Below are 25,050 nucleotides of genomic sequence, written 5' to 3' on the forward strand. Positions count from 1 at the left end.
ATCAGGCGAGCTTGCTGAGCGTCCACTGCTGCTTGGTGGCGGGGGTGCCCGAGCCGCAGGTCCACTGGACGAGCTGCCTGACGTCGGTGGTGCCGCTGGGGACGTCCACGCAGCGGTTGCTGCCGGCCGCGGAGACGAGCCGGTAGGTCTCCTTGCCGACGGGCTCGAAGGTCCACTTCTGGTTAGCGGCACCCGTGCAGGTCGACTGGACGAGGCCGGCGCCCGCCTGGTCGACCGCGCCGACCGGGACCTCCAGGCACTTGCCGCTGAGAACGGAGGTCAGGGTGAAGGTGCCGTTTCCGCCGTCGGCGAGCTTCCACTGCTGGTTCGGCTTGCCGGTCGGGTTGTACTGGAGCACCGGCACGCCGTCGTCCAGGAACGCGCCCTTCACGTCCATGACCTTGCCGCTGACTGCGGAGGTGAGCGTGTAGGTGTGGCTCGCCTGCGGGGAGTTGGGGACGGCGAGTCCTGCGCCGGCGAAGGCCACCGAGTCGATGTCGAACCGGGGGTTCTTGAAGACTACGTACACCGGGTGGGTGCCGCCCGGGTCGGTGATCCTCACCGGCGGCGCCCAGGTGTAGGTGTACCAGTCCTTGCCGGGCGCGACGGGGCTGGCGGCCATCAGCGGCCCGGTCGGGGAGTCGGCGTGCAGCTCGATCGTGCCATGGCCGTCGGCGGGTGCGGCGACCCGGAAGGACACGGTGTCCATCCCGGCCGTGTTCATCGGCTTGAACGAGAACCACTCGTTGCTGCCGACGTCGCCGAGGGCGAACCCGGCCTGGGCGGTGTCGCGGCTGATCTTCTTGAGGCCGCTCTGTGCCTCGTAGTACTCGGCCTGCCGCTCCTTCTCGGCCAGCCTGACGCCGGCGTGGACATCGAGTCCGCCCGTGTCGGTGTAGGTGGCGGACAGTTGCAGGAACGTGTCGACCTCGCTGCCGTGACCCTCCAGCGGCATCCGGATCGTCCCGGAGCAGCCATGGGTCGACCCGCCGTCGTGGGTGTGCGTGTCGTGGCCGAGTGCGGCGATGACCAGGACCTTCGAGCAGTCGAGGGCGCCGTCCTCGGGGTCGGAGCCGGTGAGGGTGTAGTTCACGTAGTCGCCGACGGCGGCAAAGCTTCCGAGGGCCGGCTCGGTGAAGGTGAGCGTGGGGCGGGTATTGCCGACGGTGACGGGCACGCTCAGCGCCGCGGTCTTGCCGCCGCTGTCGGTCACCGTCAGGGTGGCGTTGTAGTTCCCGTTGACGGTGTAGACGTGGGAGGGGTCGGCGGTGGTGGCGGTGGCACCGTCACCGAAGTCCCACCGGTAGGTGAGCGTGTCGTTGTCGGGATCCACGGTGCCCGCCGAGGAGAACGAGACGTTCAACGGCGCCTGGCCGGAGTCGGGGGAGGCGGCGGTCTTGACCTGCGGCGACCTGTTGCCCGGGACGTAGTCGATGCGGTAGATGCCCGCGTCGGGGTTGGTGCCGTAGCCGTGGCCCCACTCGATGAGGTACATCGCGCCGTCCGGGCCGAACTTCATGTCCATCGGGGAGTGGGCGTCGAGCTTCGCGGCGAACGGGTTGATCTTCAGCAGGCCGCCGGAGGCGTCGGTGCGCATCTCCTTGACGAAGCCGCGGTCCCACTCGTAGAAGAACGACGTCCCGTCGTAGTACTCGGGGAACTTGCGCTCGGAGGTGCTGGCCGCGTCGTAGTGGTAGAACGGGCCGGCCATCGGGGCGGCGCCGTTGCCGGACTTCCACTCCAGCTCGGGGAACGCGGTGGGCGGGTTGTAGTCGTACGACACCTGCGGGGCCTTGGCCGGGGGCAGGTCGGTCAGACCCGTGTTGTTGGGAGAGTTGTTGACCGGCGCGGAGCAGTCGAACTTCGGCCCGGAGGTCTTGGTGGCGAAGTCGTAGTCGTTGAACGGGATGTTGTTGCCGCTGCAGTACGGCCAGCCGTAGTTGCCCGGCCCCGTCATCAGGTTCCATTCGACCTGGCCCACCGGCCCGCGGTTGGGGTCGGCGATCTTGGCGTCCGGTCCGTAGTCGGCGACCGCGAGGTTGCCGGTCTTCTGGTCGACCGAGAAGCGGAAAGCGTTCCGCACGCCCATCGCGTAGATCTCGGGCTTGGTCTTGGCCGCGCCGGGTGCGAACAGGTTGCCCGCGGGGACGGTGTAGTTGCCGGCCGCCTCGGGGTGGATGCGCAGGATCTTGCCGCGCAGGTCGTTGGTGTTCGCCGAGGTCCGCTGGGCGTCCCAGCCGGCCCGGCCCGAGGTCTCGTCGATGGGGGCGTAGTTGCTGGAGAAGGGGTTGGTGTCGTCGCCGGTGCCGATGTACAGGTTGCCGCCGGGGCCGAAGGCGAGGTTGCCGCCGGCGTGGGCCGGGTCGTTGGTCCGGTCGTCCGGCCATTCGATGATCTTCTTCTCGCTGGACATGTCCAGCGTGTCGTCGGCCTTGACGGTGAAGCGCGAGACCTGGACGGTGCTGGTGGCCTTGGGCGCGTAAGTGATGTACATCCACCGGTTGGTGGCGTAGTTCGGGTCGAGCGCAAGGCCGAGCCCGCCGTCCTCGCCGCCGGAGTAGACGTTCAGCGCGGCGGCGTCGTGGGTTTCCGGCGCGCCCTCGTCGGTGTGGATGACGTGCACCTTGCCGGGGCGGGTGATGTAGAAGACCTTCCCGCCGGGCGCGACGTCCAACTGCATGGGCTGGTCGGGCTGAAGCTGCAGGGTGACCTTCTGGAACCGGCTGGCGACGGTCGCTCCGCAGTCGCCGGCGGCGGCGCCGGCTGCCCACTTGATGCCGCCGAGGAGGTGCTGCTTGAACAGGACGTCCGAGTAGGAGGCCGCGTCGTGCCCCATGGCGGTGGCCCAGACCTTGAGCCCGTCGGTACCGCGGCACCAGGAGATCGGGTGGTTCTGCTGGACCTGGTAGCCGTCGGCCCCGGTCTTGAGGACCTGCATCTTGGCGGCGCCCGCGTTGTACGTGGTCTCGTCCACCGTGGCCAGGACGTGGACGCTGCCGGTGGTGTCCTTGTCGAAGTTGTACCACTCGTCGGTGCGCGTCCAGCGGTCCGGCAGGCCCTTGGTGGAGGGGTGGACCTTGTCCAGGACCTTGACGGTGGCCTGCTGGGAGGCCGCGGCGGTCGTCATGTGGGCGCCGGCCATGACGGTCTCGTCCCACCAGGGGAACGTCGACTCGACCTTCATGTCGGTGGCGTTGTGGACCGCCACCACGCCGTGCCCGCTGCGCACGTACTCCTGGACGGCCTGGCGCTGCGCGTCGGTGTCCCAGACCATGCCGGACGTCTGGAGCATGACGACGGCGTTATAGCCGTTGAGCGTGGCGGTGTTGAAGACGGAGGAGTCCTCGCTCTGGACGACGTCGAAGCCGTTGTCGACGCCGAGCTGCTTGATCGCCTGGACGCCGGCGGCGATGGAGTCGTGTCGGGGGGCTCCGGAGGCGGTCTTGGTGAACACGAGGACCTTGAACGGCTGGCCGTCGGCGGCGGCCTGCGGTGCGGTGATCGCTGGCAGGCCGGCGAGGCCGAGCGCTGCGGCAAGGACCGCTCCCCGCCACCTGCCTCTCGCACGCTTCATGATCGTTTCCTTTCGGGTGGTCCGCCGAGGGGCGGACGCCGGGCTCCGGCGTCCGGGTGGGCCCTCGGCAGCGGGCACCGGCGGCCCGGGTGGGGGCCGGTGGAACAGGGTCCGTGCGCGGCTGGGGGTCCTGGCGGGACGCCGGCGGGAGCACGGAGTGTCAGAAACGGGTCCGGAGGGGCCGGTCCACGGCCGGGGGGACCGCGGACCGGCGTTCATGGGCGGTCGGCCGGTCAGAAGCCGAGCGGCAGGTAGTTCTCCACGTTGGACTTGTCGATCGTCTCGGAGGCCAGGCGGATCTCCTTGGGCACCGCCAGCTCGGCCAGGCCCGCCAGCCCTCGCTCGTTGGCGACCAGGCGGGCGAGCGCGACGGCGGAGGACGCCATGCTGGGGCTGTAGGTGACGGTCGCCTTCAGGACGCTGTCGTCGCGCTTGATGGCCTCCATGGCCTTCAGCGAACCGGCGCCGCCGACCATGAAGAACTCGCTGCGCCCGGCCTGCTTGATCGCCGCGAGGACGCCGATGCCCTGGTCGTCGTCGTGGTTCCACAGCGCGTCGAGCTTCGGGGCCGCCTGGAGCAGGTTGGCGGCGACCTTCTGGCCGGAGTCGATGGTGAATTCGGCGGCGGCCCGGTTGGAGACGGCGAAGCCGTAGGTGGCGAGGGCGTCCTTGAAGCCGCGGCTGCGGTCCTGGGTCAGCGGGAGGCTGTCGATGCCGGCGATCTCGGCGATCTTCGGGTCGGCGACCTGGGCCTTCTTGAGCCGCCCTCCGATGAAGTGGCCGGCCGCGACGCCCATGCCGTAGTTGTCGCCCTTGATCAGGAGGCGGAAGGCCAGCTCGTCGGTGAACGCCCGGTCCAGGTTGATCACCGGGATCCCGGCCGCCATGGCCTTGCGGGCGGTGGCGGTGAGCTGGGCGCCGTCGTGCGGAAGGATCACGATCGCGTCCGGCTTGGACTGGATCAGGGTCTCCAGCGCGGCCCGCTGCGCGGTGGCGTCCTTGCCCGCCTCGACGGCCTTGAGGGTCACCTCGCCGGGGTACAGCTTGGCGGTGGCCTGGGCGTTGGCGGTGATCGCGGCCATCCAACCGTGGTCCGCGGCGGGGGCGGAGAACCCGATGGTGATCGGCTTGCCGGGCTTGTCCGAGCCGCCGGCCGGGGCGATCGGGGTGGTGGCCTTGGTGTCGTGCTCGTTGGAGGTGCAGGCGGTCAGCAGGACTCCGGCACCGATGGCGGCGCCGCCGAACAGGATGCCTCTGCGGGACATGGCGGATCTCTCGGACATTTCGACCTCACGGAGGGAAGGGGTGGTCACCGCCGCGCACGGCGGCGCCGGGGAAGGGGTGGGGGGAGGTGGTTCGGCGTCAGCCGCGGCGCAGGAGGCGGCCGGGCTTGAACTGCTGGACGAGGACGGCGCCGAGGATGATGGCGCCCTTCACGATGTTCTGGACCTCGTTCGGCAGGTTGTTCAGGATGAAGAGGTTGGTGATGGTGGTGAAGGCCAGCACGCCCAGCAGCGAGCCGATGACGGTGCCGCGGCCTCCGGTCAGGAGGGTTCCGCCGATGATGGCGGCGGCGATGGCGTCGAGCTCGTAGAGCTCGCCCTGACCGGAGGAGCCGGCGTTGGCCTGGGCGACGATCATGATCGCGGCGATGCCGCAGCACAGGCCGGACAGCGCGTAGAGGTAGACGCTCTGGCGGCGGACGTTGACGCCGGCCAGCCGGGCCGCCTCGCTGTTGCCGCCGAGGGCGACGGTGCGCCGGCCGAAGGTGGTGCGGTTGAGCAGCACCCAGCCCGCGGCGGTGACCGCGGCCAGGATCAGGACCAGCATCGGGATGCCGAGGACCTTGGACTCGGCGAGGTTGTTGATGGCGTCGACCTCGACCGGCTGGGTCTGCTTGCCGGAGATCTTGGTGGCCAGCCCCCGGGCACTGACCATGACCGCGAGGGTCGCGATGAAGGGGACCAGGCGTCCGTAGGCGACCAGGAGTCCGTTGAGCGCTCCGGCCACCACGCCGACGGCGAGCGCGGTGAAGACGATCCCCGGTGCGCCGAGTTCCTGGGTGGCGACGGTGGTGGACCAGACGGCGGCCAGCGCCGCGAGGGCGCCGACCGACAGGTCGATGCCGCCGCCGATGATGACGAAGGTCATCCCGACGGTGATCACGCCGATGGCGGAGGCCTGGGTGAGGATGATCAGGATGTTGGCGCCGGTCAGGAACCGGCCGGGGGCGGTGAGGGTGCCGATCACGACCAGGACGGCCAGGACGGCGATCAGGCCGAGGTTGCGGCGCAGGGGTTCACTCGCATCGCTCTTGAACCACGCGGTGTCGGTCTTGGGTACCAGCGGCGGGGCCACGTCGGTCACGGTGTCGTTCCTTCCGGCTGGGGCCCGGCCATGACCAGGTCGAGCACCTTGTGTTCGTCGAGCTGTCTCGCGTCGGCCTCGCGGACGATCCGGCCTTCGCGCATGACCAGGACGCGGTCGGCGAGGCCGAGCACCTCCGGTACTTCGCTGGAGACCATCAGGACGCCGACGCCGGAGGCGGCGAGGTCCCTGACGACCTGGTAGAGCTCGGCCCGGGCGCCGACGTCGACGCCCCGGGTGGGTTCGTCCAGCAGGAGCAGGCGGGTGCCGCCGAGCAGCCAGCGGCCGACGACGGCCTTCTGCTGGTTGCCGCCGGACAGCGTGCCGACCCTGCGGGTGACGTCCCGGGGACGCAGTTCCAGCCGGTCGGCGACGGCCGTCGCGGCCGCCTGTTCGGCGGAGCGCCGCAGGAATCCGGCCCGCGCGTGGCGGGGCAGGCTCGCCAGGCCGATGTTGCTCTGCACGGACTCCCCCAGCAGCAGCGCCTGGCTCTTGCGCTCCTCCGGGGCGAGTCCGATCCCGGCGCGGACGGCCGCCGGTACGCTGCCGGGCCGCAGCGGACGGCCCGCGACCCTGATGCGCCCCGCCTCGGGGCGCCGGGCGCCGGCGATGGTCTCCAGCAGTTCCGAGCGGCCCGAGCCGACCAGGCCGGCGATGCCGACGATCTCGCCGGGCTTCACGGTCAGCGAGACGTCGGCGAACTCGCCGCGCCGGGTGAGGTGTTCGACGGTCAGGAGGTTGTCCAGGCCCGCGACGCGCGCGGGGCGCGGCGGGAAGACGTACTCGATGGAGCGGCCGGTCATCCGGCTGACGAGTTCGGCGGTCGGCGCGTCGGCGCGCAGGTCCGCGGCGGTGGTGCGGCCGTCCTTGAGGACGGTGACGCGGTCACAGATCTCCCGGATCTCCTCCAGGCGGTGGGAGATGTAGATGACGGCCACGCCGTCGGCGGTCAGCTCCCGGATGGTGCGGAAGAGGTTGGCGACCTCCTCGTGGGACAGGACCGCGCTGGGCTCGTCCATGATCAGCAGCTTGGCCCGGCGGGACAGCGCCCGGGCCATGCTGACGATCTGACGGGACGCCGCGGGCAGGCGGCCCACGGGCCGGGTGACCGGGATCTCCGGATGGCCGAGGCGGGCGAGGATCCGCTTGGCCTCGGCGCGCATCCGGCCGTGCCGGACGAAGCCCGCGGTGCGCGGTTCGTGGCCGAGGAAGATGTTCTCCGCCACCGACATGTCGGCGACCAGGTCGAGTTCCTGGTACATGGTGGCGATGCCGGCGTCCATGGCGTCCTGCGGGCCGTGGAAGTCGACCGGTCGGCCGTTCCAGTGGACGGTGCCGCCGTCCGGCCGGTGCACACCGGCCAGGACCTTGATCAGCGTGGACTTGCCGGCGCCGTTCTGGCCGAGCAGGCAGTGCACCTCTCCCCTGCGGACCGTCAGGTCCACGCCGTCCAGGGCGCGTACGCCCGGGAAGGACTTGGTCAGCCCCTCGATCCGCAGCAGCGGCGCGGCTTCGGGCAGGCGGCCGGTGGTCGCGGTCATCGGAACCTCCTCGGGGCCCGGGCTCCGGCGGCCCTCAGCACGGGACCCACCGGCCCTCGTGCGCGGACCTCAGGGCCGCGTCGGTGAGGTGGGCGGCGCGCGCGCCGTCCTGGAAGGTCGGCAGGCCCTCGCGGTGCTCGCCCCTGATCGCGGCGTAGGTGTCGTCGACGAAGGCGTTGAAGCAGTCGTGGAAGCCCTGCGGGTGGCCCGCGGGCAGCGGCGCGTAGCGCAGGGCCTCGGGCGAGAGGGTCTTCGGGTCGCGGACCAGGGCCTGGGAGCCGCTGCGGCCGCCGAGCCAGAGCTGCTCCGGGTTCTCCTGGTCGAAGGCCAGGCTGCCGGTCGCGGCCGAGACCTCCAGGAAGAGCCGGTTCTTGCGGCCGGCGGCGACCTGGCTGACGCAGACCGTGCCGAGGGCGCCGGAGGCGGTGGTGAACTGGACGGTGGCGAGGTCCTCGGTGAGGACGGGTCCGCTCGCCCGGTCGGCGACGGTGACCGCGGTCTGCGCGCACACCCGGGTGATCCGGTCGCCCGTCACGAACTCCACCAGGTCAAACCAGTGGGAGCCGATGTCACCGATGGTGCGGCCCGGGCCGCCCTTGGCGGGGTCGATCCGCCAGTTGTCGTCACTCGACTCGAGCAGCCAGTCCTGCAGGTAGCCGCCCTGGACGAGGCTGATCCGGCCGAGGCCGGCGAGACGGGCGCGGGCTTCGCGGACCATCGGGTGGAAGCGGTAGACGAAGGGGACGGCGGCGACCGCTCCCGTGTCATGGGCCCGCTCGGCCATGAGTGCGGCCGTCGCGGCGTCGGTGGCGAGCGGCTTCTCGCAGATCACCGCGAGGCCGGCGTCGAGCGCCTTGAGGGCGATGGGGGCGTGCAGGTGGTTCGGGGTGCAGACGTGCAGGACGTCGATGAGACCGGATCCGATCAGTTCCTCCGCCGAGTCGAAGGCCTTCTCTGCCCCGACCGCTTCGGCACCCCTGATCGCGTCGTCCCTGTCCGCCCCCGCGACCCCCACCAACCGGGCGCCGGCCTGTCGGACCGCCCGGGCGTGTATGCGGCCGATGAAGCCAGTTCCGACGATTCCCGTCCTGACTTCCGCCGACTGTCGTCGTATGTCGAGCATGGGGCAGATCGTATGAACGACTTATGACGAACGTCAAGCAAAAGTGCGATCCTCGGTATGATTAGTCCGTTGCCGAGAAGCGCACGTGACACGGAGGAGACACGGAGTTGACGACCGAACCGGCGGGCGCGGGGGCGATTCTGGCGATCCTGCGCGACGGCCCCGCCCGGACCCGGACCGAGCTCGTCCAGCTCACCGGCCTCGCCAGGTCGACCGTCTCCCAGCGCCTGGACGCCCTTCTCGACCAGCAGTGGATCGCCCCCGGCGGCGAGGCGATCTCCTCCGGCGGCCGGCCCGCCGTGGCCTTCTCCTTCAACGCCGGCGCCAGGATCGTCCTCGCCGCGGACCTCGGAGCCACCCACGCCCGCCTGGCCGTCACGGACCTGTCCACCCGGGTCCTCGCCGAGTACGGCCAGGACCTGCCGATCACCGACGGGCCCGAACGCGTCCTCGACTGGCTCGTCGAGACCTTCCAGCGCCTGCTGGACGAGTCCGGCCACAGCCTCGCGGACGTCTGCGGCGTCGGCATCGGCCTGCCCGGGCCGGTCGAGCACTCCACCGGACGCCCGGTCAACCCGCCGATCATGCCGGGCTGGGACGGCTTCGACGTCCCCGGCCGGCTCGGCCCCCGCCTGGGCGCCCCCGTCCTGGTCGACAACGACGTCAACATCATGGCCGTCGGCGAGCACTGGGCCGCCAGCCCCGACGTCGCCGACATGCTCTTCGTCAAGGTCGGCACCGGCATCGGCTGCGGCCTCATCACCGACCACCGCCTCCACCGCGGCGCCCAGGGCGCGGCCGGCGACATCGGACACATCCAGGTGCCCGCCGCCACCGACCTGCTCTGCCGCTGCGGCAACACCGGCTGCCTGGAGGCCCTCGCCGGCGGATCCGCCCTCGCCGCCCAGCTCCGCGCCCAGGGCCTGGACGCCCACGACAGCCGGGCCGTCGTCCACCTGGTACGCGGCGGCAACGCGGCGGCGGTCAAGACGGTCCGTCAGGCGGGCCGCAACATCGGCGAGGTGCTCGCCTCACTGGTGAACTTCTTCAACCCGTCCGTCATCGTCATCGGCGGGGACATCTCCGACGCCGGAGAACACCTCCTCGCCGGCGTCCGCGAGGCGATCTACACCCGGTCCCTCCCCCTGGCCACCCAGCACCTGGCCATCCGCACCCGCGAACTCGGCGACCGCGCCGGCGTCATCGGCGCCTCCGTCATGGTCATCGAACACGTGCTCAGCCCCGCCGCCGTCGACCTCGCCGTCGCGGGCACGGGCGCGTAGCCTCCCTCCGCCACCGTCCGGTAGGTAGTCGACGAGGGCACTACCTACCGTCTCCCCACGCATTGACCCGGGCGACACCATGCCGTGACCGTCCCCCGCTCTCGTGGAGCGCGGGGACACGGCTTAGCTGGACCGTGTCCGCACGCCCCCGCGTGCACGTGCACCCGGCGCCTGGAGGACGCCCGCACGCGCACCACGAGCGCTTCGGCACCAGCCCGCGACCGCGCCTCCCGCCCGGCACCGCGGGGGGCCGACCCGCCGAACTCGTCGTCCCGGAGAGAGGCACCACCCTCATGCCCCGTCAGCAACCGCTGCTGTCCGCAACAGGCCTTCGCAAGTCCTACGGCCGTACCGTCGTCCTCGACGGCGGGGAGATCGCCGTCGCGCCGGGCGAGATCGTCGCCGTCATGGGCGAATCCGCGTTCGGCACCTCCACACTGCTCCACTGCCTGTCGGGCATCGTCCGCCCGGACGAGGGCGAGATCCGGTTCGACGGCCGATCCGTGACGGCGATGGGCGACAGCGACCTCCGACACCTGCGCCGGACCTCCTTCGGCTTCGTCTCCGGGCTCGCGCACCTGGTGCCGACCCTGACCTGCCGCGAGAACACGGCCCTGCCGCTGCGGCTGCTCGGTCGGCCGACCGAGGAGGCCGAGCGCGAGGCGATGCCCTGGCTGGAACGCATGGGCGTGGCCGACCTCGCCGGCCTGCGGCCCGAGGAACTGTCCGACGGCGAGTGCCGGCGGGTGGCGATCGCCCGGACGCTGGCCCTCTCGCCCCGCGTGATCTTCGCCGACGAGCCGACGGGAGCACTCGACCGCCGCGGCAGCGACCTCGTGATGGAGCTCTTCACGGCGGCGACGGTGGATTGTGGCATCGCCGTGGTGCTGGCGACGCTACGGCCGCGGGTGGCGGACTTCGCCGACCGCGAGATCGAGGTCCGCGGCGAGCCGGCGGACCTGTCTGCTGCGGACGCGGCAGGTCGCGTCGGGTGACCACCGGTGGCCCCGGCGCCCGGACCCAGGCCGAGCACCGTGCCAGGGCGGAGGCCTGAGGCAGCGGTGCCGGGGCGGCCACGCCTGGGCCGGGGCCAAGGGCCGCCACGCCTGGGGCCCGGGCCCGGTGCGGCCCCGCCGGGGCCGACCGCAGGGCGGCCGTGCCGGGGCGACCGCAGGTCCGACAACCTGCGGCTGGACCTGCCGCCGGGCGGTCAGCCGGCCCCGGCCACGAGGAGGTCGCGCACCGCGCGGGCCACTCGTGAGCGGGTGCGCGCCGGCAGGGCGCCGTGCACCACGAGGACATCGACTTCGTCGAGCGTCGCGACGGCGTCGCTGCCCGCGGTGGCCCAGGCCGCGGTGTCCGCGAGGGCAACGGCGCGCCGGGCGGAGGCCAGGAACGCCCGCTCGGCCCGCGCTTCGGCCGGTCCGGCCGCCGTGATGCCGTCGGCCGAGATCCCGTGCGCACCCAGGATCACCACATCGGCGTGCAACGAGTGGATCGCCTGTTCGGCCAACGGACCCAGGACGGTGCCGGATCGCGTGGTGGTGCCGCCCGTCAGCAGCACGGCGGGCGCCGCCGTCTCCGGCCCACCGCCCTCGTACCGCAGGACCCCGGCCGCGGGCAGACTGTTCGTCACCACGGTCAGGCGCGGAATCCCGAGCAGGTGGCGCGCGACGCCGCAGGCCGACCGACCGGCCGGCAACGCCACCACGCTTCCGGGCAGCACCAGCCCGGCAGCGGCGACGGCGAGCTCGACGTCCGGACCACGGTCCTTGCCGGGCACAGTCTCCCCCCACCTCATGGTTCTCCCACTACCTTGACTCCGCCCCATCCCCCGCACAGTGGCGGCGCTGGGCGGGCGCTTCAGCGTCACACCCGGGCCGGCGTCGCGCCGACCAGGTGGGTGCGGTGCCGGGGGACGTCCGGTACGCGCCACGTTCCGGCCCGTACACGGACCGGTTCCGTGCTGCCGTCCCACCGGACGAACCAGCCACGCAGGCCCGGCGGGTACCACCAGCGCCGCAGCGCGAGGAGCGTCCCCGTACGGGTCACGTCGCGATAGTGCACGACCCGGGCTCCGACCTCGAACTCCGCGGACACCGAAGCAACCCTCCCTCCCCACACACGCGACGCCGCAATGCGACGACGCCCGACCCCGGGCCAGGCCCTGCCCAGAACATAGCAGCTTTCGCCGATAATAGTCATAAGTGGGCCGGATACCGACAGTGCACCTCGACACTTTCACTTTCCAAACGCCCAACTGCCCGGTTGGGTCACGCCTGGCTGCCGGAAGGGGTTCAGCGCATCCCGTGCGGGGTCTTTCAACCGGCGGGGCGCCGCACGGCCGGGCCGACCGCCTCGGTCGCGGCGAGGGATGCGAGCAGGCGCAGGCCTTCTTCCGAAGGGGAGCCGGGCTCGGCGGTGTAGACGGTCATGTGGAGCCCGGGTTCGGCGGCGAGATCGAGCGACTCGTAGGCGAGGGTGAGGTCGCCGACGGCGGGGTGGTGGAAGCGTTTGGTGCCGGTTCCGTGGCGACGGACGTCGTGGGCGCCCCAGCGGGTGCGGAACTCCGTGCTGCGGGTGGACAGCTCGCCGATCAGGTCGTGCAGGTTCTTGTCGTGGGGGTCGCGGCCGGCTTCGCGGCGCAGGACGGCGACCGCCATGTCGGCGAAGAGCTCCCAGTCGGGGTAGAAGGGGCGGGAGGCCGGGTCGAGGAAGTTGAAGCGGGCCAGGTTGCCCTGGTTGTCGGGGTTGGCGAACAGGTCGGCGTAGAACGCGCGGGCCAGCGGGTTGGCGGCCAGGACGTCCGAGCGGCCGTTCGCAACGACCGCGGGCCCGGCGGTGATCGCGTCGAGGGTCCACTGGAGACTGCGGTGCGGGATCCACTGCCGCGCGCCGGTGCGGCGCCGGGGGCGGGTGAGGGCGTCGGAGCCGTCGGCGGCCTGGGCCAGGTGCAACAGGTGGGCGCGTTCGGCGTCGTCCATCTGCAGGGCGCGGGCGACGGCTTCGAGGACGGCCGGGGAGGCGCCGGCCACGTTGCCGCGTTCGAGTTTCGCGTAGTACTCGACGCTCATGTCGGCCAGCGCGGCGACCTCGCTCCGGCGCAGGCCGGGCACGCGCCGCCTCGGCCCCGCGGGCAAGCCGGCCTGCTCCGGGTTGATCTTCGCCCGCCGCGAGGTCAGGAACTCGCGGACCTCCTCGCGGTTGTCCATGTCTCCGACCGTACGGCCTGACGGCTGCGGAAGGGATGTACTGGCGGTACACCCCTCGCTGGTGCCTCGCTCACCACCGGAAGGCGCGGTTCGCTGGAAGAGAGCCACCGGACGGCACCGCCCGGGCTCCCCTTCCGTTCGACGTAAGGACCTTCCCATGCGCGGAGCAGTGATCCACGCCCCCGGCGACGTGCGCTTCGAAACCCTGGACGACCCGAAGATCCTCAAGCCCACGGATGCAATCATCCGCACGGCCGTCACCTGCGTCTGCGGCTCCGACCTGTGGCCGTGGCGCGGCCTGGACGCGGTCGACGAGCCCCGTCCGATGGGGCACGAGTACGTCGGCTTCGTCGAGGAGGTCGGTCGTGATGTCACCGGCCTGCGGCCCGGCCAGTTCGTCGTCGGCTCGTTCGCGACCTCCGACAACAGCTGCCCGCACTGCGTGAACGGATTCCAGTCGAACTGCCTGCACCGCGAGTTCATGTCCACCTGCCAGGCCGAGTACGTCCGCATCCCGAACGCCGCCGGCACCCTGGTCACGTCCGACGGCGTGCCGGACGAACGCTTCTGGCCCGGGCTGCTGGCGAACTCGGACGTGATGGGCACCGGCTGGTACGCCGCCGACGCCGCCGAGGTCCGGCCCGGTTCCACCGCCGTGGTCGTCGGTGACGGCGCGGTCGGTCTGTGCGCGGTGATCGCCGCGAAGGAGATGGGCGCCGAGCGGATCATCGCCATGTCGCGCCACGCGAACCGGCAGAAGCTCGCCCTCGACTTCGGCGCCACCGACATCGTCACCGAACGCGGCGAGGAGGGAGTGGCCCGGATCAAGGAGCTGACCGGCGGCATCGGCGCCGACAGCGTGCTGGAGTGCGTCGGCACCGCCGAGTCCATGCGGCAGGCCCTGCACAGCACCCGGCCCGGCGGCAACGTGGGCTTCGTCGGCGTCCCCCACGACGTCGCGATCGACGGCCAGGAGCTGTTCTTCTCCCACGTCGGCCTGCGCGGCGGCCCCGCCCCTGTCCGCCGCTACCTGCCCGACCTCGTCGAACGCGTCCTGACCGGCCGCATCGACCCCGGCAAGGTCTTCGACCTCACCCTGCCCCTGGAGCAGGTCGCCGACGGCTACCGTGCCATGAACGAGCGCCGCGCCGTCAAGGCCCTCCTCAAGCCCTGACGGCATTCCCGAACCCAACCCGGTCTTCACCGAAAGGAACACCTGCGCATGCGCGTCAACGCCTACGCCGCCCCCGCCGCCGGCCAGCCGCTGGCCCCCACCACCGTCGAGCGCCGCGACGTCGGAGCGAACGACGTCCTGATCGCCATCGAGTACGCGGGCATCTGCCACTCCGACATCCACACCGTCCGCGGCGAGTGGGGCCCCCAGCCCTTCCCCGTCGTCCCCGGCCACGAGATCGTCGGCACCGTCACCGAAGTCGGCGCCGACGTCACCGGCCACCGGGTCGGCGACCGCGTCGGCGTCGGCTGCCTGGTCAACTCCTGCGGCCGCTGTGCCCCCTGCCTCGGCGGCGACCAGCAGTACTGCGCCGAAGGGCCGGTCTTCACCTACGCCTCCACCGACCACGACGGCACCACCACCCAGGGCGGCTACTCCACCCACGTCGTCGTCGACGCCGGCTTCGTGCTGTCCGTCCCCGACGGCCTCGACCCGGCCGCGGCGGCCCCACTGCTGTGCGCGGGCATCACCACCTACGCGCCGCTGCGCCACTGGGGCGCGGGGCCCGGCAAGAAGGTCGCCGTCGTCGGCCTCGGCGGCCTCGGCCACATGGCCGTCAAGATCGCCCATGCGCTGGGCGCCGAGGTCACCGTCCTCTCCCAGTCGTTGAAGAAGCAGGAGGACGGCCGCCGCCTCGGGGCCGACCACTACTGGGCGACCTCCGACCCCGCCACCTTCAGCGAGCTCGCCGGGCGGTTCGACCTGATCGTCAACACCGTCAGCGCCGATCTCGACATCAACGCCTACCTCGGCCTGCTCACCCTCGACGGCGTCCTCGCCAACGTCGGCGCCGCCCCCGGCCCGATGAGCGTCAACGGCTTCCTGCTCGGCAGCGCCCGGCGCGTGCTGACCGGCTCGATGATCGGCGGCATCGCCCTGACCCAGGAGATGCTCGACTTCTGCGCCGAAAACGGGATCGGCGCCGACATCGAGGTGATCCCCGCCGACCGGATCAACGACGCGTACGAGCGCGTGCTGGCCTCCGACGTCCGCTACCGCTTCGTCATCGACGTCGCCACCATCGTCTGATCCGACCGGAACGCCGGCAGCGGCCCGGACGCGCGTACCTGAGGAGGCGTCAGGGGCCGGTGCCGCCGGCCCGGAGCACCTCGGCGACCTGGGCGCGGGTGACGCCGAGCTTCTTGAGCGTGTTGGCGACGTGGTGCTCGACGGTCCGGGGCGAGAGTGCCAGGGTCCGGGCGATGTCCTGGTTGGCCGCGCCGGTGGCCAGCAGCTCGGCGACCTGCCGCTCGCGGGGCGAGAGGCCGGCGCCGTAGGTGCGGCGGCCGCGCGAGGACGGCCGCAGCCTGCCGCTGGCGCGCAGGGCCTGGCGGCAGCGGTCGGCGTCGGCGGTGGCGCCGAGCCGGGTGAAGGTGTCGAGGGCGGACTGCACGACACTGGCGCCCTGACCGGTGTTCAGGGTGAGTTGCTGGCGGCCCGCCTGTTCCGCCAGGAGGGCGGCGGTGTACACCCGGCCGATGGCCGCGTAGCGGATCTGGGCCTGTTCCAGCAGGGAGGCGGCGACCTCGGGATCGGTGTCGGCGGCGAGCAGGCCCTTGCACCAGACCACCTCGGCCTCGGCTCCGGGCGCGTCGATGCCCTTGATTCCGGCGGCAGCCTCGGCGGTCAGCCGCTCGGCGTCCGGGCGCAGGCCGACGGCCAGCGCGGCCTGCACGGCGGTCGGGACCAGTTCGGTCGCCCACATCCAGCCGCCCTTGTGGCGCCGAACCGCGAGGGCTCCCTGCAGCCGTTCCCAGGCGCGGTCGGGTGCGTCCTCCAGCAGGTCGATGCGGGCGAGGACGGGCAGCGCCTGCTGCCCGAGCTGCCAGTAGGTGTGGTCCTCGTCTCCGACGTCGAAGGTCGCGAGGTCCTCACGGGCCCGGGCCCACTGACCGCGCGCGAGGTTCAGCATGGCGCGCACCATCAGGATCTCGGTCTGGAAGCCGCTGCCTTCGGACGTCGCGGGGAGCATCTCCTCGATCCGGTAGTCCAGGCCGTCCCAGCGCCCGGCTCCGGCGTCCAGCCGTAGCCGGATGACCTCGCAGCCGTGGGCGAACAGCTTGTACCCGGAGTTGGCGCACAGCTCCTCGGCTTCGCGCAGCGGGGCGCCGATCCGGTCGTCCAAGCCGAACACGAAGGCGGCGTCGGCGAGGTTGTGCAGGGCCCGCGCCACCTGGCGCCGCACGTCGCGGTCGGGGCTCTCGCGGGGAAGTTGCGCCGTCAGGTCCCAGGCCTGCGGGTCGCCGGAGAGCGCGAGCAGGGTGATCCTCAGCGCCAGAACGGTCGCGCGAGCCACCGCGTCGTCGCTACGGGCGACGATGTCCGCGGCCCGGTCCATCAGCTCGCGGTCCTGGGCGAGGGTGACGCTGGCGCGGTGGCCCATGCTCAGGGCGGCCATGGCGCTGGCGGCCAGGCCGGGGCGGGTGTCCAGCTCGGTGATCGCGCGTTCCAGCTCCTCCATCTGCCGGACCCGGTCGGTGCTGGTGTTCATCAGGGTGCGGGCGAGGTTGAGGCGGATCTCGCCGCGGACGGGGGTCGGCAAGGCGGGGTCGGCGACGATCCGGCCGAGGATCGCGGTGCTCGCCACCGAGTCGAGGCTGACGAAGGCCAGATTGCTGAGGACGACGGCGGTCCGGGCGCGGTCCTCCGGGGGCAGGGCCGGCTCGGCGAGGAGCTGCTGGAGGAGTTCCGCGGCGACGCCCTCGTCCCCGACGTTGACCGCGTGGTCCGCGGCCTCCATGGCCCTGGGCAGCCAGGCCGTGACGTCGCCGAGCTGCCGGGTGTGGTGGGCGATCTGGACCAGCGCGAGGCTGTCCTGCCCGGACAGTGCCTCGATGGCGCGCAGGTGCAGCCGGCGCCGGCGCGGGCCGAGGATCCGCTCGTACACGGCCCGCCGGGCCAGCACGTGGCGGAACCCGTACCGGCCCGGGCCGCGTTCGACCAGCACGTCGGCCGACAGATCCTCCGTCAGGGCCTGTTCGCCCTGCTCGTCCGTCAGCCCGGCCATCCGCGTGAGCTGCTCCTCGCTCGCCGGCACGGCCAGCACCGCGGCCGCCTGGACCACCGAGACCGCCGCCGGGTCGAGCCCCGCCACCCGGCTGTTGACCGCCTCCTGCAGCACGCGCGGCACTGCCGTGTCCTCCAGCGTGAGGCCCTTGCCGTCTTTGGCCGCCCGCTTCGTGAGCACCAGGAGGTCTTCCTCTGCGGCGAGCGGAAGCCCGCCGCTGCGCTCGTAGAGCTCGTGGCCGAGCCGGGCGGCCGCGGCCGGGCCGATCGCCGAGGCGGCGAGTTCGCGCACGTGCTCCTCGGTCAGCGGGCTCAGGGCGATCTCGGCGCCTCCGACCCCCACCGGCCGCCGGTACGGCGAGCCGAGCACGCCGCGGTCGCCGGACAGGTCGCCCCGGCGGTAGGTCAGGGCCATCCGCAGCTTCGGCGGCGGGTTCCTGGCCAGCAGCAGGAGCAGGTCCCTGGTCGCCTCGTCCGCCCAGTGGAGGTCCTCCACCATCAGCACGACCGGACCCAGCGCGCGCAGCAGGTCGTGCACCGCCCGCATCAGCTGCTGCCGCCGTGCCTGGCCGTCGATCTCCGGGCCGGGCACCGGCAGTCGGGGGGCGAGTTCCGGGATGAACGGCGCGAGGACGGCCGTCGCGGGGCTGAAGTACGTCTCGGGGCCGAAGAGGGTGTGAGCGTCGCGCAGCGCGTCGACGACCGGCCCGAACGGCAACGGTTCGCGCAGCGGATGGCACCAGCCCCGCAGCAGGACCAGTCCCCCGCCCTCCAGGCGCGCGGCGGCCTCCCGCAGCAGCCGGGACTTGCCCACCCCGCCCTCGCCCTCGACCAGGACCACCGCCGGGGCGTCCCGCAGGCCCTCCACCAGTGAGCGCATCTCTCGCTCGCGCCCCACGAACGCGAAACCCGCGCGATGACCGGTACGCGGCCCCCCGCCCGACAGCTCTGTCATGACAACCCTGGATGGACGAGTCGATATCCGGCGAAAACGTCCTTCCATGCTAGCCCTCCGGCCGGGACCACCGGCCTCCGGGTCGAGGTCCTCGACCGGCGCCCCTCTTCCCGCCGCCCGAACGCAGGAGCGGCCCGATTCCGCCGCGTGGTCCATGCGCGCGCGGAATTCCCTTATCCTCGTCCGTGAGCACGCCACCGGCCGGTAGGCAGAACATTCCCGCAGGCAGGACGCTTGTGACCGGGCACCTCGGCCACTACCCATGTCGACGGCCCGCACTACCCAGCGACCACCCACTCGTGGTCCGAAAGTGCACCGGAATCGCCCTCCTGCGCACTGGAAACCGACGATCGCATTCATCTTTGATGGAGGTGTCCCGGAAAAACGCCCAGCAATCTTCCGGAGCCGGTAAGAATTCCAGCCGCTCGGAAAGACCGGCACAGGCACCCCCGGGACGGGCCCAGCACCCTTCCTGCCAGGAGGTCGCCATGACCACCACCATCGCCCCCGAGCCGCTCGCCGAGCCCTGGGCCCGTCCGGTCTCCGCGGTCTCGTGGTCGGCCTGCGCCATGGCCCCCAGCGCTGCGTGCGTGCCCTCGATGCGGCACTTCGTCCGGTCCTGCGTGCGCCGACTCCGGCTCGCGGAGGAGGTCTGCGACACCGCGTGCCTGGTCGTCAGCGAACTGGTGACCAACGCCGTCCTGCACAGCGGAAGCCACTCGGTGACGGTCATGGTCCACTTCGGGGGATCCGAACTGGTGGTCGCGGTGCGCGACGACGGGCACTGGCTCGAACGCACCCGCCCTCGGGCCAATCGCGCCGACCACAGTGCAACCTGCGGACGGGGGTTGGACCTGGTACGGGCCGTCAGCGACGACTGTGCGGTCGACGCCGGCCCCGACGGCACCCTGATCAGCGCTCTGGTGCGCATCGACGGCTCGACCACCGCCGAGGAGGCGGCCTGATGTCCCGGGGTTCCGGCGAGGCACCGCGGCCTCCGCTCGGCGCCCGGGCCCGCGAACGCACCGACAACCGCAGCGCGCTGCTGCGGGCCCTGCGTTCGAGCGGTCCGACGACCAGGCACGAACTGACCCGGCGCACCGGTCTGTCGACGAGTACCGTCGCCTCCCTGGTGACGGAGCTTGAGCTGGCCGGAACGGTCACCCAAGTGCCGGTGGCCCAGGGCGGCAGCGGTCGGCGACCGCTGCTCGTCGCCCTCAGCCGCAGCGCCGTCGCGGCACTCGCCCTCGACATCGGTCCCCGGCACATCGCCGCAGCCGTCGCCACGCCCGCCGCAGGCATCCGCGCCGAGCTCAGCGCGGAACGCCCCCCGCGAGACCACCCGCGGACCACCCGGCGCCTGGTGGACGCCATGACCCGGCGGGTCGTTGCCGAGTCCGGCGCGGATCCAGCGGTCCTGCTCGGCGCCACGGTTGCGCTGGACCGCGTGTCCACCACGCCCACCGCGTGCACCCTGTCCGAGCAGCCGGGCGGTGCCGGTCCCGCGGCGCACGGCGGCATCGACGCGGGGAACCTCGTACGGGTGCTGGGCGAGCAGTGGCACCTGCCGGTCGCCGTCGAGAGCCGGGCCCGCCTGGGCGCCCTCGCCGAGTCCTCCCGGAGCCCGGAGCCACAGGCCCGGACCCTGCTCAACGTCACCTGCGACGGCCGGGTCGACCTGGGGATCACGATCGGCGGCAGGATCCACCGCGGCCACTCGGGAACTGCGGGCATGATCGGCCACCATGTCGTCCGCGCCGGTGGGCGGCTCTGCCCGTGCGGACGGCGCGGCTGCCTCGACGCGTACGTCGACAGGTCGGCCCTGCAGCGTGCCGCCCGGCTCGGCCCGGTCCCGTCGCGGACGGATCCCACCGACGAAGTGCTGCTGCTGGCCCAGGCGGTGGCCGCCGCGTCGCTGGTGATCGACCCGTCCGTGGTGGTTCTCGGCGGTTCTCTCGCCGACCTGGGGGAGCCGTTCGCCGCCCAACTGCGCGCCGGGCTGGCCGCGTGGCAGAACGCCGACCCGGTCCCTCCGCTGGTCCGCTCGACGCTGCGCGGTCGGGCCCCACTGCTCGGCGCCCTGGACCTGTGGCTCTGCGCAGGTGAACGGGCATCAGATGTTCACCACTTCGGCAGACGGTGAGGCCGGAGCTTTCTCCCACCGCAGTCTCACCTCTCCATGTCCGCAACCGTACGGTCCGACGATGGAGGTGCGACGACGACGCGGCAGCCGGCGGCCTCCAGGCGCCCCACCACGGCCGCCGCGGCGGCTTCGTCCAGCGCGAACACGAACGGCCCGGGGACGAGAACGGTCGCGTACAGGCCCTGCTCGACCGCCTCGATCAGGCTGTCGAGTGCCGGTCTGGATCCGATGGAGCGGCAGCCGTTGTCCAGGTAGACGGCCGGAGTGCCGAGTCCGAGGCGCCGGGCGTGGTCGTTGAGCGCGGGACGGTGGTCGAGGAGGTGCCAACTGTCCTGCGGGTAGCAGCGGAGGTAGATCGCCGCAGCGCCCTTCCGGCCCTCCGGGATGGTCTCGATGTCCGTCATGTCCACTCACCAGCCTGCGACGGTCGGGGCGGCGCCGGTACGGCACTCCGCTTCGGGTGATCCATGAGAAATCGTGCGGGGCACCGCGGTCGAGGTCGTTCCGCTCGGATCTCGGCGACGTTCTGATAACCACTGCGGGCGGGTCGCGGTGGGGTGGGTACCGGGGTGCGGTGGGGTGGGTAGTGGTGGGGGCATGGGGATGCCGGTGGCGTCCGCAGAGGTGGACGCCACCGGCGTGGTTGGCGACGAGACCGACCCTCAACGGCCGCCGCCGTCCGCCGACGGGGCTCCTGCCCGACCGCCGCTCCTTTGCGGCGACCGTACGGGGGCAGGCACCGGCGGAGATCGAGGGGTGGGTGCGGGTCAGGCGGGGAGGCCGATGGCGCGTTCGCCGGTGCGGCGTTGCTGGACGACGACGGCGAGGACCAGGAGGGTGCCTTGGGCGACGTTCTGCCAGAAGGAGTTGATGCCCTGGACGGTGAGGCCGTTCTCCAGGGCGCCGAGGAGGGCGACGGCGAGCAGGGTGCCGCCGATGCCGCCCTTGCCGCCCTTGAGGGCGCAGCCGCCGAGGGCGGCGGCGGTGATGGCTTTGAGTTCGAGGCCTTCGCTGCCGGAGGTGGGCTGGCCGGATCCGGTGCGGGCGGTGAGGAGGATGCCGGCGACGGCGGCGACGGTGCCGATGAGGGCGTAGACGGCGATGAGGTATTTGTTGATGTTGATGCCGGCGAGGCGGGCGGCGGTGTCGTTGCCGCCGATCGCGTACAGGTTGCGGCCGAGGTCGGTGTACTTGAGCAGGACGTGGACGGCGAGGGCTGCCGCGATCAGGATCCAGACCATGACGGGCAGGCCGGCGATCTTGCCGCGGCCGAGGAAGACGAAGACGGGGTCGTTGAGGACGTAGCCCTGGGCGCGGCCGTCGGAGAGGAGTTGGGCGAGGCCCTTGTAGGCGGCGAGGCCGGCGAGGGTGGCGATGGTGGGGTTGACCCGGCCGTAGACGATGACGGCGCCGTTGAGCAGGCCGATCAGCAGGCCGACGGCGATGGCGGCGGCCGTGCCGGCGAAGGCGTTGGAGCCGGCGGTGGTGAAGGCCATCGCGGAGACGACGGAGGCGACGCCTGCCTGGGAGCCGACGGAGATGTCGAGGCCGCCGCAGATGATGACGACGGTCTGGACGACGGCGAGGAGGCCGGTGATGGTGGCGGCCTCGGCGATGACCTGGAGGTTGGTCAGGCTGAGGTAGTTCTCGTTGAGGACCCCGAACAAGGCCAGGACGACGACCAACGCGCCGATCAGGCTGAGGTTTTGCCCGTTGAGGGCGGCCAGGGCGGAGAGTCGGCGGACGGTGCGGTTCTCGGGTGCGCTCGCGCCGCCGGTGGTCCGGGGGGTGCCGGTGGTGGTGCTCATGCGGTGGCTCCAGGGGTGCGAGCGGGGGCGAGGTCGTCGGCCATGGCGAGGGCGAGGATGGCCTCTTCGGTGGCGTCGCGGCGGTCGACTTCGCCGGTGACGCGGCCGTTCTGCATCACCACGACGCGGTCGGCGAGGCCGAGGACCTCGGGGAGTTCGGAGGAGATCACCAGGACGGCGACGCCTTGTTCGGCGAGGTCGGCGATGATCCGGTAGATCTCGGCCTTCGCGCCGACGTCGATGCCGCGGGTCGGCTCGTCCAAAATGAGGACCTTGGGCCTGCGGGCCAGCCAGCGGGCGAGGACCACCTTCTGCTGGTTGCCGCCGGAGAGCTTGCCGACCTCGTGCTCGATCGAGGGGGTGCGCACCCGCAGCCGGTCCGCGTACTCCTGGGCGAGCTGCTTCTCCGCGCCGCGGCGCACGAACCGGAAGCGGCGCAGGCGTTCCAGCACGGCGATGGAGGTGTTGTCGCGGATCGAGCGCTGCAGGAACAGGGCCTGCGCCTTGCGCTCCTCCGGGGCGAGGCCGAGCCCGGCGCGGATGACGGCACCGGGACGGCCGAACGGCAGCGGGCGGCCGTCCAGGGTGGCGGTGCCGGAGCGGACGGGCAGGTCGCCGGCCAGGGCGAGGCCGAGTTCGGAGCGTCCGGCGCCGATCAGCCCGGCGAGCCCGACCACCTCGCCGGCGTGGATCCGCAAGGAGACGTCGCGGACGTCGTCGGTGGTCACGCCCCGCACGTCGAGGACCAGCCGGTCGGTGGCCACCCGGCTGCGCGAGAACATGGCGGACAGGTCGCGGCCGACCATCAGCCGGACCAGCTGGCCCTCGTCGGTGGTGGCGGCGTCCTGGAGGCCGGCGAGTTCGCCGTCGCGCAGCACGGCGATCCGGTCGGCGAGGCGGAAGATCTCCTGCATCCGGTGCGAGACGTAGACCACGGCGACGCCCTGGTCCCGCAGCCGACGGATGAGGGCGAACAGCGCCTCGACCTCGTGCTCGGAGAGCGAGGAGGTCGGCTCGTCGAACGCGATCACCTTCGCCTCGCCGGTCAGCGCCCGCAGGATCTCCACCAACTGCCGCTGCGCGGGCGTCAGCTGGGAGCCCAGCAGGTCCGGGTCGAGGACTCCGGCGAAGCCGAGCCGCTGCAGATCGGCGGTGATCCGGCGGCGCAGCTCGGCCCGATCCAGGCGGCGGCCGGCCCGGCGGGGAAGGGCGCCTGCGTAGACGTTCTCGGCGACCGAGACGTGCGGGATGATCTCGGGCTCCTGCGGGATGATCCGGATCCCGACGCGGCGGGCGTCGATCGGCGAGGCGAGGCGGACCGGCTGCCCGTCGACGACGACGGCGCCCTCGGTCGGCTGGTGGTCGCCGGTGAGGATCTTCAGCAGGGTGGACTTGCCCGCACCGTTCTCGCCCATCAGCGCGGTCACCTGCCCGGCGGGGAAGTCCAGGGTCACCCCGCCGAGCGCCCGGACGGCACCGAACCGCTTGGAGACGTCCCGGACGCCGAAGCTGTCGGCGGGTGCGGGGGTGGGCGGGCGGGGATTCGGGTTCATGTCGCGAGCTCTGCTCATGGTGTCGCCTTCGGATCGTGCGGGAGGGTCGGGTCTGGGTGGTCGGCCTCACGGGGGCGGTGGGGCCGACCGGGTCGGGGGGCTCAGCTGCAGCTGACGCCGGCGTCCTTCCAGGTGGCGGCGTCGACCATCCGGGTGGGGGCGAAGGCCTCGGCGGGGAAGTCCTTGCCGTTCTTCAGGCGGTCGACCATGGTCTGGACGGCGAGCGCGCCGACGTCCTTGCCGTTGATGAACAGCGCGGCCTTCATCCCGGACGGCTTGCCGCCGTTCCAGTCCTTGCAGGCCAGGTACGCGCCCAGGCCCACCCCGACCACGTCCTCGGCCTTGAACCCGGCGTTGGCCAGCGCGGTCACCCCGCCCTGCACGTTCTCGTCGTTGCAGCCCCACACCACCCAGTGCTTGACCCCGGGGTTGGCGGTGACGGTGGCGGCGATCCTGTCCTGGGCGCCGGTCGGGGTGTTGTCGGTGGCGACGTCGATGTTCGGCACGCCCTGCACCGCCGCGCCGAAGGCGCCCTTCGCGGCCTTCACCCGGTCGCCGCAGACCGTGACGTCCTGCTTCCAGGCCGAGATGGTGCGGGTCTCCGCCGGGTTCCAGCCGGCCTTCCTGAACTCCTCGGCGGCGCGCTTGCCGACCTCGCCGCCCATCTGCTCACCCGAGAAGCCGATCCGGGGCACCAGGTTCTCCTTGCCGCAGGCGGACGGGTCCGGGCCGTTGGCGCAGATCTGGTCGTCGGAGGTCAGCAGTGCGACCCTGGCGTCCTTGGCGGCCTGCACGACCTGCGGGCCGACCGCCGGGTCCGGCACCACGACGATCAGGCCGTTGGACTTCTGCGCGATCGCGGACTGCACCTCGCTGACCGTCTTGTTGGCGTCGTTGCCGAGGTTGACCACCTTCAGCTCCACCCCCAGCTCGGCGGCCTTCGCCTTCGCGCCGGCCGCCTCACCGACGAAGTACTCCTGGTCGCCCTGCTTCTGCAGGTAGGTGATCGAGATCCGGCCGGTGACCGGGGCGGCCTGGTCGGTGCCGCCGGTGGACTGCTGCCCCGTCGAGCAGGCGGCGGTCGCACCGAGGGCGAGCAGCAGGCCCGCCGCGACGACGGAACGGCTGGGGGTGGTGCGGAACATGGGGAGCTCCTTCGAGCATGAGCCGCTTGGCGGCGTGGGGGTGCAGGTGAGGGATCAGAGGGTGAACCGGCGCGGAGGAAGCGCCGAGAAATCCACCAGAAACCAA

The 25,050-nt window shown here is 72.2% G+C and carries 19 protein-coding genes; 6 read left to right on the forward strand and 13 right to left on the reverse strand.

Annotation, left to right across the window (positions count from 1 at the left end; all coding sequences use genetic code 11):
* Nucleotide 1: 1 nt before the first annotated feature.
* From ABEB06_RS05105 to ABEB06_RS05125, 5 genes are all read right to left on the reverse strand, one after another.
* Complete coding sequence (locus tag ABEB06_RS05105; RefSeq protein ID WP_345695577.1) at nucleotides 2-3,574, reverse strand: ThuA domain-containing protein; 3,573 nt, start codon at nucleotides 3,572-3,574, stop codon at nucleotides 2-4.
* Nucleotides 3,575-3,807: 233 nt separating this feature from the next.
* Nucleotides 3,808-4,839: a substrate-binding domain-containing protein gene (locus ABEB06_RS05110; RefSeq protein WP_425559572.1), complete on the reverse strand. Its 1,032-nt coding sequence runs from the start codon at nucleotides 4,837-4,839 to the stop codon at nucleotides 3,808-3,810.
* Between the two features lie 97 nt (nucleotides 4,840-4,936).
* Entirely contained in the window at nucleotides 4,937-5,941 is a 1,005-nt protein-coding gene (locus ABEB06_RS05115) for an ABC transporter permease (RefSeq protein WP_425559573.1), read from the reverse strand.
* The gene (locus ABEB06_RS05120; protein ID WP_345695579.1) at nucleotides 5,938-7,482 is read right to left on the reverse strand and encodes a sugar ABC transporter ATP-binding protein; all 1,545 of its coding nucleotides are present in this window, start codon (nucleotides 7,480-7,482) and stop codon (nucleotides 5,938-5,940) included. The genes ABEB06_RS05115 and ABEB06_RS05120 overlap by 4 nt, the downstream gene beginning before the upstream one ends.
* A 34-nt stretch (nucleotides 7,483-7,516) precedes the next feature.
* Nucleotides 7,517-8,605 carry a Gfo/Idh/MocA family protein gene (locus ABEB06_RS05125; RefSeq protein ID WP_345695580.1) on the reverse strand — a complete coding sequence of 363 codons (1,089 nt, stop codon included), beginning with the start codon at nucleotides 8,603-8,605 and terminating at the stop codon, nucleotides 7,517-7,519.
* A 107-nt stretch (nucleotides 8,606-8,712) separates the two neighbouring features.
* Here ABEB06_RS05125 and ABEB06_RS05130 point away from each other — a divergent pair, with 107 nt between their 5' ends.
* The gene (locus tag ABEB06_RS05130; RefSeq protein WP_345695581.1) at nucleotides 8,713-9,888 is read left to right on the forward strand and encodes an ROK family transcriptional regulator; all 1,176 of its coding nucleotides are present in this window, start codon (nucleotides 8,713-8,715) and stop codon (nucleotides 9,886-9,888) included.
* Nucleotides 9,889-10,181: 293 nt separating this feature from the next.
* Nucleotides 10,182-10,883, forward strand: coding sequence for an ABC transporter ATP-binding protein (locus ABEB06_RS05135; RefSeq protein WP_345695582.1), 702 nt, complete (start codon nucleotides 10,182-10,184; stop codon nucleotides 10,881-10,883).
* A gap of 215 nt (nucleotides 10,884-11,098) precedes the next feature.
* Here the strand turns inward: ABEB06_RS05135 and ABEB06_RS05140 are convergent, their stop codons facing one another.
* The 3 genes from ABEB06_RS05140 to ABEB06_RS05150 form a co-directional block, all read right to left on the reverse strand.
* The gene (locus ABEB06_RS05140) at nucleotides 11,099-11,671 is read right to left on the reverse strand and encodes a DeoR/GlpR family DNA-binding transcription regulator (protein WP_345695583.1); all 573 of its coding nucleotides are present in this window, start codon (nucleotides 11,669-11,671) and stop codon (nucleotides 11,099-11,101) included.
* 86 nt (nucleotides 11,672-11,757) lie between these two features.
* Nucleotides 11,758-11,940, reverse strand: coding sequence for a hypothetical protein (locus ABEB06_RS05145; RefSeq protein WP_345695584.1), 183 nt, complete (start codon nucleotides 11,938-11,940; stop codon nucleotides 11,758-11,760).
* A gap of 269 nt (nucleotides 11,941-12,209) precedes the next feature.
* Nucleotides 12,210-13,100 carry a helix-turn-helix transcriptional regulator gene (locus tag ABEB06_RS05150; RefSeq protein ID WP_345695585.1) on the reverse strand — a complete coding sequence of 297 codons (891 nt, stop codon included), beginning with the start codon at nucleotides 13,098-13,100 and terminating at the stop codon, nucleotides 12,210-12,212.
* Nucleotides 13,101-13,257: 157 nt separating this feature from the next.
* On the opposite strand from ABEB06_RS05150, the gene ABEB06_RS05155 reads away from it, so the two are divergent.
* A complete protein-coding gene (locus ABEB06_RS05155; RefSeq protein ID WP_345695586.1) occupies nucleotides 13,258-14,274 on the forward strand; it encodes a zinc-dependent alcohol dehydrogenase family protein in 1,017 nt (338 codons plus the stop codon).
* Between the two features lie 48 nt (nucleotides 14,275-14,322).
* On the forward strand, nucleotides 14,323-15,363 hold the full coding sequence (locus ABEB06_RS05160) for an NAD(P)-dependent alcohol dehydrogenase (RefSeq protein ID WP_345695587.1): 1,041 nt from the start codon (nucleotides 14,323-14,325) through the stop codon (nucleotides 15,361-15,363).
* Between the two features lie 49 nt (nucleotides 15,364-15,412).
* Here the strand turns inward: ABEB06_RS05160 and ABEB06_RS05165 are convergent, their stop codons facing one another.
* Nucleotides 15,413-18,238 (reverse strand): ATP-binding protein, encoded by a 2,826-nt coding sequence (locus ABEB06_RS05165; protein WP_345695588.1) that lies wholly within the window; start codon nucleotides 18,236-18,238, stop codon nucleotides 15,413-15,415.
* 545 nt (nucleotides 18,239-18,783) lie between these two features.
* Between ABEB06_RS05165 and ABEB06_RS05170 the strand changes: the two genes are divergently transcribed.
* Both ABEB06_RS05170 and ABEB06_RS05175 read left to right on the forward strand, forming a co-directional pair.
* The gene (locus ABEB06_RS05170) at nucleotides 18,784-19,260 is read left to right on the forward strand and encodes an ATP-binding protein (RefSeq protein WP_345695589.1); all 477 of its coding nucleotides are present in this window, start codon (nucleotides 18,784-18,786) and stop codon (nucleotides 19,258-19,260) included.
* Nucleotides 19,260-20,438 (forward strand): ROK family protein, encoded by a 1,179-nt coding sequence (locus ABEB06_RS05175; protein WP_345695590.1) that lies wholly within the window; start codon nucleotides 19,260-19,262, stop codon nucleotides 20,436-20,438. The genes ABEB06_RS05170 and ABEB06_RS05175 overlap by 1 nt, the downstream gene beginning before the upstream one ends.
* Before the next feature lie 26 nt (nucleotides 20,439-20,464).
* Here the strand turns inward: ABEB06_RS05175 and ABEB06_RS05180 are convergent, their stop codons facing one another.
* From ABEB06_RS05180 to ABEB06_RS05195, 4 genes are all read right to left on the reverse strand, one after another.
* Nucleotides 20,465-20,842: a recombinase family protein gene (locus ABEB06_RS05180; RefSeq protein ID WP_345695591.1), complete on the reverse strand. Its 378-nt coding sequence runs from the start codon at nucleotides 20,840-20,842 to the stop codon at nucleotides 20,465-20,467.
* 363 nt (nucleotides 20,843-21,205) lie between these two features.
* Entirely contained in the window at nucleotides 21,206-22,246 is a 1,041-nt protein-coding gene (locus ABEB06_RS05185) for an ABC transporter permease (protein WP_345695592.1), read from the reverse strand.
* Nucleotides 22,243-23,817: a sugar ABC transporter ATP-binding protein gene (locus tag ABEB06_RS05190; RefSeq protein WP_425559574.1), complete on the reverse strand. Its 1,575-nt coding sequence runs from the start codon at nucleotides 23,815-23,817 to the stop codon at nucleotides 22,243-22,245. Before ABEB06_RS05190 ends, ABEB06_RS05185 begins: the two co-directional genes overlap by 4 nt.
* A gap of 83 nt (nucleotides 23,818-23,900) precedes the next feature.
* Nucleotides 23,901-24,944 (reverse strand): substrate-binding domain-containing protein, encoded by a 1,044-nt coding sequence (locus tag ABEB06_RS05195; protein WP_345695593.1) that lies wholly within the window; start codon nucleotides 24,942-24,944, stop codon nucleotides 23,901-23,903.
* Between the last annotated feature and the right edge of the window lie 106 nt (nucleotides 24,945-25,050).

Source organism: Kitasatospora terrestris, from assembly GCF_039542905.1.
Taxonomy (GTDB): Bacteria; Actinomycetota; Actinomycetes; order Streptomycetales; family Streptomycetaceae; genus Kitasatospora; species Kitasatospora terrestris.